The following is a 12,059-nucleotide window of genomic DNA, read 5'->3' as shown; positions in this document are numbered from 1 at the left end:
GCTGCGGTGCTCATGTCTGCTCCGTTCATGATTCGGCGCCGCCGGCCTCGTACTCCGCCGTCGGATAGTCCGGCGGGGGTGCGCCGTTCTCCGCCGGGCGCCGCGGCATCGCCGGCGGCACGCCGCGCGGATAGCCCGCCGGATACGGCCAAGGGCTGGCGCCCTGCATGCCGGCGTGCCCGGCGGTCTGCTCCATCCGGCCGACCAGCGAGTTGGAGGCGCGCTGCGCCACGTCGAGGGTCTGTCCGACGGCAGCGACCACCGCGGCCCCGACACCACCGGCCGCCGCCGCCCCGCCGCCGCCCGCGCCGGCGGCGCCGAAGTCGCCGCCGCGTTCGGCGAATGAGGCCATCACCCGGTCCTCGGACTCCCCGCCGAACTGACCCGGCGGCACCCCGCGCGGCGCACCGCCCCCGCTGCGCGCGTTGACCGTGTTGGCGGCCATACCGAGCACTGACGCCAGCCCGGCGCCGCCGCCGGAGTGCACCGACACGAACGTGAACAACCGGCCGATCGCCGGCCACGCCAGGACCGCCAGCAGCAGGATCAGCAGACCAGACAGCTGGGTGGCCACCTCGTCCAGCTCGGCCTCACCGGCGATGCCCAACCCGACGGTGAACACCAGCGCCACCGTGGGTTTGATCGCCAGCAGCTTCAGCGTGGAGACACACAGGTTCGTCCACCACGAGGTCGTGGATTCCGAGATCTGCCCGACCGCTGCGATGGGTGACGTCGCGACCAGTACCGCGATAGCCCCGTTCACCAGGAGCATCTCGAGCCAGAGCACCACCAGCATCGCGATCACCAGGATCGCGACGATGAGCAGCAACGTGGGGCTCGTCGAGAGCGTCAGCGACAGCGCGGCCCCGAGGTTGGTGTGCAGGTCGTCGGCCGAGTCGAAACTCTGGTTGATGATCGCCTGCGCGAGCTCTTCGGAGGCGGCGAGCCCGGCGGAGGCGACGGTCAGCGTGACCATGAACGCCAGCGCGGCCTTGCCGACACCCACCAGGCCGTGGGCCAGCGGCGCGCCCTGATGGGTGATGACCGTACGCAGCACCTGCAACAGCAGCAGGATCGCCGCGATCGACCCGGCGATGCCCAGGCTGATCGCGTATACGTTCCGGATTCCCGGCGAGCCCAGATCCAGGCTGGGCGCGACGACGAACCATTCGGCGAACGACTTCAGCACCGACGCCGCCGCCGTGCCGAACTCGCGGCACACCGCCTCCCAGGCGGTCAATCCGACCGAGGCCGCGAACTCCCCGGGTAGCGGTCCGACGCAGGTCACCGGATTGGTCAGGTCACAGGCCATGCTGCATACCCCCTCGCCGGCTCATCGGGTGTACTCCCGCCAGCCCGCCGCGGCGGCCGCCGGTGTGTCCGGCGCCAGGCGCAGGTCCGCGTAGTCCGGCGCGTCGTCGGGGCGTTTCTGCAGCTTCCAGTCGCCGGCCCACACCAGCAGGACGGGGAAGAGCACCAGGAAGGACTGCGGCGCCCGAGTGGCCGTGGTGCCGGTGACATAGCCGAGCGTCAGCACCGTGACGCGGTCGGACTCGCGATCTTTGACCTGGTAGGCCGACACCACGAACGACAACGAGGCGCCCGCCGGCACGGGCCCGGTGGTGGGTAACCCCAGCTGCTGCCGCCAGAACTCCGGTGCCGCTCGCAAGCTCGCGCCGTCGGAGCCATAGGAGCCGTCCGAGACCGCGCGCAGCACAGCGGGGGCGCGGTCCAGGTCGAGCGTCGAGGTGATCGCGGTCCCGTACTCGATCGCCGCCGCCACCGCGCCGGCCTGCGACTGCGGGAAGCCGACCTGGACGCCTTCGGCTTCGCGCTCGCCGCGCGGCAGACGCAGCGGTGCCCGCTCGGAGAACTCCGGGTTGTTCGGCGGCAAATCCGGGACGACGCCGTCGGACTCCGGCGTCGGCGATCCCCCCGCGACCGTGCCCGACGGCACGGGTGCCTTATCGTCCGGGCCGGTGCACGCGTTCACGACGACCGCGATCAACAGAAGCACGACGACCACCACTGCCCAGATCGTGATCAGCCGGCCGCGTCCGGTCCCGCTCAGCGACTCAAGTGTCCGCATCGATGCCTCAGCTCGCCGCGGTGAAGACGGTGTTGAGCGCCGGGATCACGATTGGTGTCGCGACGGCGCCGAGGAACGCGCCGAGCAACCCGCGCCGGCCCATGTGCGACGCCTCCGGACGATCACTGAACTTGCCCCACGCCATCGCGCCGCAGGACGCCAACCCGATCGCACCGCACACGATCAGCGAGCCCCACTTGATGTAGGCGAGGATCAATCCCACAGCCTTCGACCCACCAGTCGGATCCTCCGGCGGAGGATTAGGAATATCGACCGCGATCACAGAAATCACCAATTCATGAAGGGATGACACACGGACACCTCGGGTGCGAAGCGAGCCAGGCGCGAACGGTCCATTCGCGCCGCGATGCATTCCGGCCCCACACCGGGTCCACTGTGTTTAGTGGCTTTCGGCATCAATGTATGGACCGTCCGCGCGTCGGTGTCAACCGGTCGATGTTTCGCTCGGCATCCGCGTCGAGTGCGTGCCGCGCGGACGACGTAGACAGTCTGTGATGAAGACACGCCAGCAGCGCGACCGCATTCTTCACCGGGGATTGCGCCTCTATTCGGCGGACACCGCACCGGGCCGGACCGCCCCCTTCGCCTCTAGTGGTGAATCTTCTTACGTATGGACGTAAGAAAGGTGCTGGTCGCGCGCGGTGCGACCAGCACCGACACAACTCCACCCCGGAGCGATGCTCTGCGGTCCGCCTCCCTCGACCGATACAACAGCAAGTTCGCCATCCGGTGAAGATGATCGGAGCACCCACCTACCAAGAAAAGCACCCTCAGTAATCTCCGAGCGCCTCAACGACCTGCTATGACTTGCGTCACACTACCGGTCGCAGTGCCGGACCTTCGCAGCATTCGCTGCCGCATCGATCAACGCGAGCACTAGCACCGACCCGCCAAGGTTTAACCGTGCCTTAACTTCCGAATCCCGGTCTTGACCATGCGGATGACTGACGGCGTTATAGACGCACGGAATGGCGACTCCGACCGAATTTCTTAACCCGGCGGAGCGCCCTCGAACTCATCACCATTGGTGGAGTCCGATCGTTGAGCGAGTCCTCGTGAATATGAAGCGCGTATGGCCCATCGCTGTGCTGGCATTGTTTTTACCCATGGTCGCCGCGCTCGCCGTGGCCTTGATATTCGCAGCTTCCTTCCAGGAAGCTCCCTCCGAGGCGGCAGACTTGTGTGCCGAGACGTCGAGTCCCTCTGCCGCGCGTTGCCCCGCCGTTTCGGCGCAGGGCTGGACGGTCCCGGCGCTCGGGCACGTGGGTAGCGGTTTCCGAACGCCAGATCGGCCCGGTCACGCCGGGGTGGACATCATCGTCCCGCGGTACACGGTGATCCGTGCGGCCAGCGCGGGCATCGTCGTCACCTCGTTGTGCAACGCCTCGAGCGGGAATTGCGATGTCGACGGCAGTCCGGCGGTCAAGGGGTGCGGCTGGTACGTGGAGATCGCGCACACCACCGGGCTGACGACGCGCTACTGCCACATGGTGGAGCGGCCTGCGGTCGTGGTCGGGCAGTCGGTGGAGACCGGACAGCCGCTGGGGGAGGTTGGTTCGTCGGGCAACTCGTCTGGGCCGCACCTGCATTTCGAGACGCGGCTGAACGGAGATGCGGTCAACCCGATCCCGTTCATGGCGGCCCACGGCGCCCCGCTGGGCCAGTAGGCCTCTGCGACTGATGAGGTGCGAGTACGTACCCGGGGCCTCGTCGCTTTGCTCCTGCATGGATCGAGACCGGACCGAGCTGTCACTCAATGGGACACGGCGGGCCGCCTCATCGCGCAGTGGCTGCCCAAGCTGTTGCGCCGACCGCTGCGGGCGCGTCACTTTCGCTGCTGCAGATCGGCTCGTTCTTCGGCGATCAGCGCAGCCACCAGGGGCGACCGCCAGGCGTCGGCTACCAATAGCAGGTAGGCGACCTCGCTCGGGAAATCATTGTCCCGGCAGTGCGGTGCTCCCTCTCGGCGATACGGGGGCGGGCCGCCGGCCGAGCGACGCGCGACCTCGAGCGCGCAGGCCAGCTGAGCCGCATCAACCATCGCGTCCTGCTGCTCCCCCACCATTCCGCTCTCGGTCGCAGCAGCGCGGGCACGCTCGCCAACGCGAATATCGAGGAACTCCCATAGCTGAAGCCATACATCGTGGATCGCGATGAACGTGCGATAGACCTGCGCCTCGACCGTTGAATCCCCATCGTCCCTTCCGCCGCGATACACCTGAGCAGCAGCGGGGCGCCCATCATCGAGTACCTTCAGAAAGTTCTTGAGCTCCGCCAGCGCTCCCGTTTGTCGCTGTAAGGCAGCCAGGTTCGGCGAAGCTCCCCTGGCGAGCGAGAAGCCCGCCCTCTCCCCCAGCACGCTCGCGAAGGCCTCAGCTCCTAACTCGCGCTCCCCCGAAGCGAGCCGTGGTTCGTGCTCGAGGACAAGATGACCCAGCTGATGCGCGACAAGGTGTAGGAGGTGCGGCTGAGCCAACGCGAACTGCTCATGGATGACGAAGTCTTGACCATCGCCGGGAACGATCAGGCCGTCGCAAGGCTTTTGGAGGCGAGACGGGCGCAAGACGAGCCCGACTGGCCGGTTGCGGCGCTCGCCGAGTATGCGGCAGAGCTCCACCGGATCCCGCGCCTCTGGAGGCAGAGCCAGAGCAACGACGGCGCTCTCGGCCCGCTCGCGTAATTGCGCCCGATCGATGGCGACTCACTCCCGGAGTATGGGTCGTCGGATATTTGCATCGGGCGTGCCAGAAGTCCGTTTACTCGCCGCGCATCCGAGTTCGAAGGCTTAGCGAGAGCCTGCGCAGGATCGTCGATGATTGCGATGTCGAAACCACGCTTCATCGGCACAGCCGCATGGCGACTACGGCTCCGTGACCATGCAAACCATCCACAAGGGACATAGGGTTGAACTAACGTAACTGCACGATGTTGCTAGGGAGCATATTGTGATGGCCGGAGATGTCAAGGTAACTTGAGGGCTTCGAGGCAAGACCATCAAGAGGATTTGAGGTCCAGGGGTGAGCGAGGTGACACCTGGCAGGACCTTCGCCGACAAACTTGATCAGCTGATCGATACCACGATCGTTCCGGGGATCGGGAAGGGCGAGGGCGAGCGCTACAGCCACGCCCAGATCGGCCGAGCTGTCGGGGTGTCAGGGACCACGGTCACCAACTGGCGACTGGGCACTAGCGAGGCGAAATCGTCTTCTCGCCGGCGCCTGGAAGAGTTCTTCGGTCTCCAAAAATTCAGCCTCGACGACGGGGCCGACGATGCCGACGTGCAGAGCGATCCGCAGGCCGTCAAACTCCGCGAGGCCCTGGGGAGACCCGGCGTAGCGGCGCTGGCGATGCGCCTCGGGGACATGGAGACCGCCGACCTGCACTGGGTGGAAGCCATCCTCGATGCCAGACAGCAGCGTCTGCAGGATGCGGAGGACGGCGACCGATGACGTGGTGCCGGGCCGCCCGGCACGCGCGCCGGATGCAGCGGCTTTTCGATGCGCTGGACCTCCCCGACGGCATCACCGACCCCTACGAGCTGTGTCGGCTCGTCGGTGAGCACCTGGATTGCCGGATCGACTTGGAGTTCGCTCCGCTGCCGTTCGACCGCCCGGAAAGCCCGTGCGGCGTCACGCTGCTCACCCCGGGCGGATACCTGATGCTCGTCGAGGGCGGCACGTGGCCCGGCCATCGGCTCCATATCGTCGCGCACGAGCTCGGCCACCTGCTGTGCGGGCACGTACCCGCACCACGTGACGACATCCCCGGCCTTAGAGGAATTCCCGTACTGACCCGGCTGTCCTACCGCGACCCACGTGAGCGGGACGCAGAAGCGATGGCAGGCCTGATTGGGCGGCGCGCGATGCTGCCGCCTCGGCCCACGGGTCGCGCAGGTCGTATCTACAACTCGCTGAGGCCTAGGAGGTCCGGTGTCCGCCGCTGATGGTGTCGCGATCGCAACGACGGTAGTCGCAGGACTCGCGACGGTCGTCAAAGGCATGGATCTCGCTCGAGAGCCCGCCGACCGGGGCAACCAGAACCTCGTCGCGGCGCTGGCCTGTCTCACGCTGGCGTTCATCGTGGAGATCCCCGACGACCAGGGTCACCGGACCTTCTTCGGGGTCGACGAGATCACTCGGCTGCTCGGCCACACCCTTGCCCTCACTGCAGCCTGCGGCACCCTAGCTCTGTTGTCCGGGTGGTCACTCGGCTTCGACGTCGCGCGCGACGTCATCCGCCGTCAGTGGAGACTGCACGGCATCGTGCTCGTCGGCCTGACGGTCCTGTTCTTCGCCGACCCGACGCGCTCCGAGCCGAAAAGCACCACCGATCCCTACGCCGACGCCCACCCCGTGCTCATCGCCTACGGTCTTCTGCTCTACCTCTACATGGGCTACATGATGCGGGGCATCCTGCGGGGAGCGATCAGCAGCGCGACGCTGCAGTCCGGGCTGACCGCATTCGGGCAATGGTTGTGTGCCGCGACGGGTGTCTTCGGGCTGCTGGTGGCGTCCAACAAGCTGGCGTGGCTCGTCAACACGATCGCCGGCCAGCCGCTGAGCTGGCCGCAGGTCATGCTCGGCACAGCTCTCCAGGGCCTAGCGACGATCAGCATGTTCGTCGGCCTGTCGATGCCGTCCATCGACGAGCGCCTCTCTTCCTGGAAGGCCCGGCGCCGGGCTCGCGGCGACCGCTCCACCCTCGCGGCATTGTGGCAAGACCTGCGCGACCTGTTCCCGAAGATCCAGCTCCCCGAGGCGGATCTACACGACGTCTACCGCCCGCTGGTGGAGATCAGCGACGGTCTGCTCGCGCTGCGGCCCTACCTGGATCCGACGGTACGCGAGACTGCCACCACGGTCGCTCGCGAACACGGCGTGAGACCGGAAGAGCTCGAAGCAGTGGTGGCGGCCGCACAGATCGCTGTCGCCATCGACGCGGCTCGCGCGGGCCGTGAACTGCTCGGCGAACAGCGATCAACCACCGCTGTCGCCTTGACCGATGAGGCACCCGTTGAGCATGCCGGTGGCATCCAGCAGCAGCTTGTGCCGATCGCCGCCGCCTATGCCGGGTCGCCGGTCGTCACCCTTGTCCGCAACAACTACGACGATCGGCATGTCACCGCAGAGGGGAGCCACGATGAACGTTGACGCCGCTGCTGACATGACCGACGAAGTCCGCCGCGGCGGACCGGCTTACCGTCTCGCGAAGGTACTCGGCGTGGTCCTCGGGCCAGGGCTTCTGGTCTCCGTGCAGCCGTTCATCGTGGCCCTGGATCAGAACGGAGACGGCACTCTCGCGGCCCGACTGGCGTGGGCGGGGGTGATCCTCTTGTCTTGCGCGGCCGGGCCTCTCGCCGTCCGCGAAATCTGGATCCTGCGCGGCAAGGTCACCAGCGGGCGACGCGTGCACGAGCGCACCGAGCGGCTGGCACCGCTCACCGTCGCGCTCGGCGTGGTCGCGGCGGGGGTCGCCGCCCTACATTTCGGCCACGCCCCTGCCGACCTCCGGGCCCTGGTGTGGGCCATGCTCGCCGGACTGCTCGTTACTCGCGTCGTGACCGCCGTCTGGAAGATCTCCGTCCACACCGCGGTGATGGCCGGCACGGTGGCCATCCTCGTGCTGGTCGTCGGGCCGTGGGCAGCTCTGGCCACTCCGCTGGTTCCGCTGGTGGCCTGGTCCCGGGTGAGGACGCGCGCCCACACCCTCGCTCAAGTCGTCGCCGGCGCCATCATGGGCGCCGGCGTCGCCTACTCGGTCTTCGCCGCCCTGACCTAGCCCGCGGCACAGCCGCCGAACATCCGCGCAGCGTCACGACGAAGTGGCCGGCTGCGGACCAGCCCGGCCAACGATGCCGACCCTCCTGCACCCGCTGCGAATCGCCGCGGCGCTCCGAACTCCGGCCAGGACATCGGGTACGTGTCCTAGCCAGGGTTCAGGCTCGCCACAGACACGGCGGTGATCAACGTTGTCGTTGGCCATGGCTCAACCGATTCCTACACCGCCGCACCCGAATGGAGCTCGTGTGATGGCATGCGGTGAACACACCGCTCAACGCGATGTGCCCAACATCCCACCGTCGATCGACCAGTCACGCACGGAGAGCTGGATCCTGAATCTGGCCGCAGGGTCATCGGCGCTACTCGACGAGCAGGACGACGCGGAGCTTTTCCTGCTACTCGGGATACCGCCCGGCGCTTTCACCACCTGCCATCGCGACAGAATGCCCACCGACGCTGATTCGTCCGCCGCGACGCACGCCGACCTCGAACTGCTCCCCGCCCTGGGGCTAGCGCACTGGACGGATCCCGACGAGATGCTGATTACTCCCAGCACCGACCTTGTGCACGCTGCTGTCGGGCGCGGACAAGCCCAGCTCTTCCTCGCTGGGCTTCCGTGGATAGCACGACCCCTCGCAATCCACGAAGAGCTATTGGCGAAAGGACGGACGAACTGCCTCTTCGGCGTCTACCTGCACGACACCTCTTCGGAGACTCCGGCCAACGTCTACGACGCCTTCTCCGACCAGCTGTTCGAAGGTCATGCCGCGGTAGCCGAGATCCGCCTAAGGCGTCACTGACGGCCACTCGAGCACCGGCGGCCACGCTCTGCAGCTGCTCCAGAGCCATCGCGTCAGTTGACGGCATATCTGCGATGGCCCAACCTCAGATCTGCCCTCGATAGCTTGACGGGCTACCCCGGCCCCACGGAACTCCGATTACTGCTTGCTCCTGTCCGGACCGAAACCGCTAGGCTTCGATGCCGCCCCTTTGTCGCCTACCGTTACCGGCTAAAGAGGAAGCGAACCACGCGCGGCCGTCAGCTTCTGACCACAGCGCGAGACACCATCGTGGTACTAGTGACACCGGCCCGATCGGGGCGCCGCCAGGTGCCGGTCACAGCTCAGGGGGACAGGCAAAACGATGCCCGCAACGCCGCCCGATCAGCCGAGGCCGGAGCGCGACGGCCGCCGCGGCCAGTCCCGGCGCGTCCGCAATCGCTTGCTGGACGAGTCCCACCTCTACCCGGAGGTGAGTCAGGCCGTCCCCGAAGACCAGGCCCTCCCTGGCGAACTCCGGCCGCTGACCTACGCCCCAGGACGCACACAGCCTGTGACCGACGACGAGGCCCTCGGCGTGGCTATCCGTCGGTACCGAACCGAAAGGGCCAAAGGAAAGTCCCGGCCTGGAACGACGGAGCCAGATGCGCTTCCGCCGCACGATGCACCCAAGGTGGATGTTCAGAAGCGGCTCACTTCACGCGTAATGGCCCTCGTTAACGCCCGCGCGGAGCTTGAAGGGATCAACACCACCTCCGTCGTCGATGAGCACCTGCTGCGCTACGCGCTCGGCGTGCCCGAGGACCCGCAGCATGCAGATGAGCGCCAGCGCGTATTCCTGAAGTGGTTTACCGACGGCGCGCACGGCACGCCTCCGGCTGGCTGTAGCCCAGGGCTGATCTCTCCTCAACACGAACAGGCCCTCTACGAGGAGGCTGGCCGGCGTGGGATCTCCGCTCGCCAGCTCCTGACTGAGATTCTGGAGCGCGCGCTGCCCTAACAGCCGCATCAGGGGCGCCGGGCAACCTACGCACGTGCGTCAGCACGCCTGCAGTAGCCCGACCCGCGTCAGCCCACCGCCGTACCGGAAGGCCTTGGCCGCGACGCCGACCTGGACGCGCGCGACCCAGTGGCGCATCTCGCGTCGGTCGACCCGCCACTCCACAAAAGATGCGAATTTTCCTTACGTATGGACGTAAGAAAATTTGAGGCCTAATCTCGAGCCCGTCGACGTCTGGAATTCTTGAAGACTGCGAGGCGTATGAACGCGACTAGCCTGACGGCGCCCACCATCGAACTACGGCCTCCGGCCTACCTTGCTGACGCACCGACCACCGGTGGAATCTCTGCCCTGGCTGCCGGTTCGATGCTCACCCTGGCCGCGCTGGATCTGATTGGCAGCTACTGCGCACTCCGCTATGTCGCCACCGGCCACCAAGTCTGGTGGACCGGCGGCGCCGTCGCGTTCGTCGCGCTCTTCGGTGTCTACTCCGCGTGCTTACGCTGGGCCGAACTGAGCATCGTCACGATCGGCTGGATCGTGCTTATTCAGGTCGGCGTTCTCGCCATGGACTGGCTCTCCAATGGCTTCATGCTGCCCACGGGCAAACTCGTCGCCATCGCAGTCATCCTCTGTGCCCTTACCTACGTACTCTTCGCGCCAAATCACAAGTACGAGCCCAAGCACGCCGGCCGGCCGGCGCCCGCTGGCGGCGAGCACGTCATGGCAGCACGGGCCGGTCACGCATGACGCTCGCCTCCCACGCCGCCACCGCGAACGACGCCGATCCGCTCAATCGCACCGGCGCAACCAACCGCGACTTATCCGGTCCGGCCTCGCACCATCACGCCGTCCCACTCGTCGAGGCGATCATCCGCTACCGCGGCCTGGAGACTGGTGCGCTGCATGTCCCCGGCCACTACGGCGGTGACGGACCCGGCACCGACGAACTCCGGGAACTGCTCGGCAGCGACCTGCTCGCCTCCGACATCTGGCTGACCACCGGCGAACTCGCCGCCGCCCGGGCGCACTCCGAAGCCCTCGCGGCCAAGGCCTGGGGCGCCGACGCCGCCTGGTTCCTGCTCAACGGCTCCTCCGGCGGCAACCACGCCCTCCACCTTGCACAACCCGGAACCCCACACGGACGGCACGTCGTCCTCGCCCGCGACAGCCACACCTCCACCCTCGCCGGACTCATCCTCTCCGGCGCCACACCCCACTGGGTGCCGCCTCGGCTCGACACCGCCGGCTTCGGCATCAGCCTTGGCGTCCACCCCGCAGACCTCGACGCCGCCCTGCGCACCGCCGTCGCCAACGGCCGCGCCGCCAACCTCGTCAGCATTGCCAGCCCCGGTTACATCGGCGTCTGCGCCGACATCCCCGCGCTCGCCCAGGTCGCCCACCGCTACGGCGCCCCGCTCGCCGTCGACGAAGCCTGGGGCGCGCACCTGCCGTTCCACCCCGACCTACCCACCCACGCCATCGGCGCCGGTGCCGACATCGCGGTCGCCTCCGCGCACAAGATGCTGCCCGCACTCAGCGGCGCCGCGCTGATCCTGGCCCGCCGCGGTCGCACCGACCTACCCCGGCTCGACCGCGCCGTACGGATGATCCAGACCACCAGCCCGCTGCTGCCCACGCTCGCCAGCATCGATCAGGCACGGCACACCATGGTCACCCACGGCACGGCACTGCTCGACCGAGCTCTCGAGCTCGCCCACAGTACCCGCCAGCAGCTGGCCACCATCCCCGGCATTCGCGTCGCCGAACCGGGTGACCTCGGCGTACCCGCCAACCGCTTCGATCCCCTGCGCCTCGTCATAGAGGTCGCCGGTCTCGGCATCACCGGACTGGCCGTCGAACACTGGCTCCGCGAACCCGGCCCGGTTCCGCAGATGAATTCAGGCCGCCACACGAGGCAACGCCCGGCGATCGCCGTGGAAGGCGCCGACACCGACCACCTCTACATCGTGATCGGCGCGGCCACGCGGCCCCGAACCATCGAAGCCCTGATCGACGCCCTGCGTCACCTCGCGGCCAAAGTCCCGGTGGAACGAGCCAGCAGCCGGGCCGACCACTCGCTCGTGACCGCGCTGCTCGCACCCCGGGAGTTGGTCTGCACGCCGCGCGAAGCGCACTTCGCGCCCATCGACGTCGTACCTCTCTCGCGAGCACTGGGACGCATCAGCGCCGAGGCGATCACCCCATACCCGCCGGGCGTGCCCGCGGTTATGCCCGGCGAACGCCTCGATCGTGACACGCTGCATGCCCTCGCCTATGCCGCCCGAACCGGCATGCACTTCCACGGCACCGCCGACCCCAAGCTCAATACGCTCGGCGTCGTCCGCACATAGCCGCCAGCCGCGATGTCCGTCGGCCCGACCCGTCGA

At 67.6% G+C, this 12,059-nt stretch carries 13 protein-coding genes; 9 read left to right on the top strand and 4 right to left on the bottom strand.

The window, feature by feature from the left end:
* Positions 1–25: 25 nt before the first annotated feature.
* From ACGFY5_RS44525 to ACGFY5_RS44515, 3 genes are read right to left on the bottom strand one after another with little or no spacing between them, the layout of a single operon-like run.
* The gene (locus ACGFY5_RS44525; protein WP_392731087.1) at positions 26–1,312 is read right to left on the bottom strand and encodes a hypothetical protein; all 1,287 of its coding nucleotides are present in this window, start codon (positions 1,310–1,312) and stop codon (positions 26–28) included.
* A gap of 21 nt (positions 1,313–1,333) precedes the next feature.
* Complete coding sequence (locus ACGFY5_RS44520; RefSeq protein ID WP_392731085.1) at positions 1,334–2,089, bottom strand: hypothetical protein; 756 nt, start codon at positions 2,087–2,089, stop codon at positions 1,334–1,336.
* A 7-nt stretch (positions 2,090–2,096) separates the two neighbouring features.
* Positions 2,097–2,312 (bottom strand): hypothetical protein, encoded by a 216-nt coding sequence (locus ACGFY5_RS44515; protein WP_392731084.1) that lies wholly within the window; start codon positions 2,310–2,312, stop codon positions 2,097–2,099.
* A gap of 859 nt (positions 2,313–3,171) precedes the next feature.
* Between ACGFY5_RS44515 and ACGFY5_RS44510 the strand changes: the two genes are divergently transcribed.
* Complete coding sequence (locus tag ACGFY5_RS44510; protein WP_392731083.1) at positions 3,172–3,777, top strand: M23 family metallopeptidase; 606 nt, start codon at positions 3,172–3,174, stop codon at positions 3,775–3,777.
* 158 nt (positions 3,778–3,935) lie between these two features.
* On the opposite strand, the gene ACGFY5_RS44505 is transcribed toward ACGFY5_RS44510, so the two are convergent.
* Entirely contained in the window at positions 3,936–4,727 is a 792-nt protein-coding gene (locus tag ACGFY5_RS44505) for a DUF6545 domain-containing protein (RefSeq protein ID WP_392731081.1), read from the bottom strand.
* 400 nt (positions 4,728–5,127) lie between these two features.
* Between ACGFY5_RS44505 and ACGFY5_RS44500 the strand changes: the two genes are divergently transcribed.
* From ACGFY5_RS44500 to ACGFY5_RS44465, 8 genes are all read left to right on the top strand, one after another.
* Positions 5,128–5,559, top strand: a complete 432-nt coding sequence (locus ACGFY5_RS44500; protein ID WP_392731079.1) for a hypothetical protein — start codon at positions 5,128–5,130, stop codon at positions 5,557–5,559.
* Positions 5,556–6,053, top strand: coding sequence for a hypothetical protein (locus ACGFY5_RS44495; protein ID WP_392731078.1), 498 nt, complete (start codon positions 5,556–5,558; stop codon positions 6,051–6,053). The genes ACGFY5_RS44500 and ACGFY5_RS44495 overlap by 4 nt, the downstream gene beginning before the upstream one ends.
* On the top strand, positions 6,040–7,260 hold the full coding sequence (locus ACGFY5_RS44490) for an MAB_1171c family putative transporter (RefSeq protein WP_392731077.1): 1,221 nt from the start codon (positions 6,040–6,042) through the stop codon (positions 7,258–7,260). Before ACGFY5_RS44495 ends, ACGFY5_RS44490 begins: the two co-directional genes overlap by 14 nt.
* Positions 7,250–7,888, top strand: coding sequence for a hypothetical protein (locus tag ACGFY5_RS44485; protein WP_392731076.1), 639 nt, complete (start codon positions 7,250–7,252; stop codon positions 7,886–7,888). Before ACGFY5_RS44490 ends, ACGFY5_RS44485 begins: the two co-directional genes overlap by 11 nt.
* A 247-nt stretch (positions 7,889–8,135) precedes the next feature.
* Positions 8,136–8,690, top strand: a complete 555-nt coding sequence (locus ACGFY5_RS44480) for a hypothetical protein (RefSeq protein ID WP_392731074.1) — start codon at positions 8,136–8,138, stop codon at positions 8,688–8,690.
* Positions 8,691–9,222: 532 nt separating this feature from the next.
* The gene (locus ACGFY5_RS44475; RefSeq protein WP_392731073.1) at positions 9,223–9,669 is read left to right on the top strand and encodes a hypothetical protein; all 447 of its coding nucleotides are present in this window, start codon (positions 9,223–9,225) and stop codon (positions 9,667–9,669) included.
* A gap of 261 nt (positions 9,670–9,930) precedes the next feature.
* Positions 9,931–10,419, top strand: a complete 489-nt coding sequence (locus ACGFY5_RS44470; protein WP_392731071.1) for a hypothetical protein — start codon at positions 9,931–9,933, stop codon at positions 10,417–10,419.
* A complete protein-coding gene (locus ACGFY5_RS44465) occupies positions 10,416–12,023 on the top strand; it encodes an aminotransferase class I/II-fold pyridoxal phosphate-dependent enzyme (RefSeq protein WP_392731070.1) in 1,608 nt (535 codons plus the stop codon). Before ACGFY5_RS44470 ends, ACGFY5_RS44465 begins: the two co-directional genes overlap by 4 nt.
* Positions 12,024–12,059: the final 36 nt, after the last annotated feature.

It is taken from the genome of Cryptosporangium sp. NPDC048952 (assembly GCF_043197895.1).
Lineage (GTDB): Bacteria > Actinomycetota > Actinomycetes > Mycobacteriales > Cryptosporangiaceae > Cryptosporangium.
Note: the sequence above shows the minus strand (reverse complement) of the source record. Positions and strands in the feature narration are given on the sequence as shown.

Excerpts from the sequence above, each read along its gene's own strand:
- ACGFY5_RS44485 (WP_392731076.1), top strand. The coding sequence starts at position 7,250 with ATGAACGTTGACGCCGCTGCTGACATGACCGACGAAGTCCGCCGCGGC.
- ACGFY5_RS44470 (WP_392731071.1), top strand. The coding sequence starts at position 9,931 with ATGAACGCGACTAGCCTGACGGCGCCCACCATCGAACTACGGCCTCCG.
- ACGFY5_RS44495 (WP_392731078.1), top strand. The coding sequence starts at position 5,556 with ATGACGTGGTGCCGGGCCGCCCGGCACGCGCGCCGGATGCAGCGGCTT.
- ACGFY5_RS44520 (WP_392731085.1), bottom strand. The coding sequence starts at position 2,089 with ATGCGGACACTTGAGTCGCTGAGCGGGACCGGACGCGGCCGGCTGATC.
- ACGFY5_RS44525 (WP_392731087.1), bottom strand. The coding sequence starts at position 1,312 with ATGGCCTGTGACCTGACCAATCCGGTGACCTGCGTCGGACCGCTACCC.
- ACGFY5_RS44465 (WP_392731070.1), top strand. The coding sequence starts at position 10,416 with ATGACGCTCGCCTCCCACGCCGCCACCGCGAACGACGCCGATCCGCTC.
- ACGFY5_RS44510 (WP_392731083.1), top strand. The coding sequence starts at position 3,172 with ATGAAGCGCGTATGGCCCATCGCTGTGCTGGCATTGTTTTTACCCATG.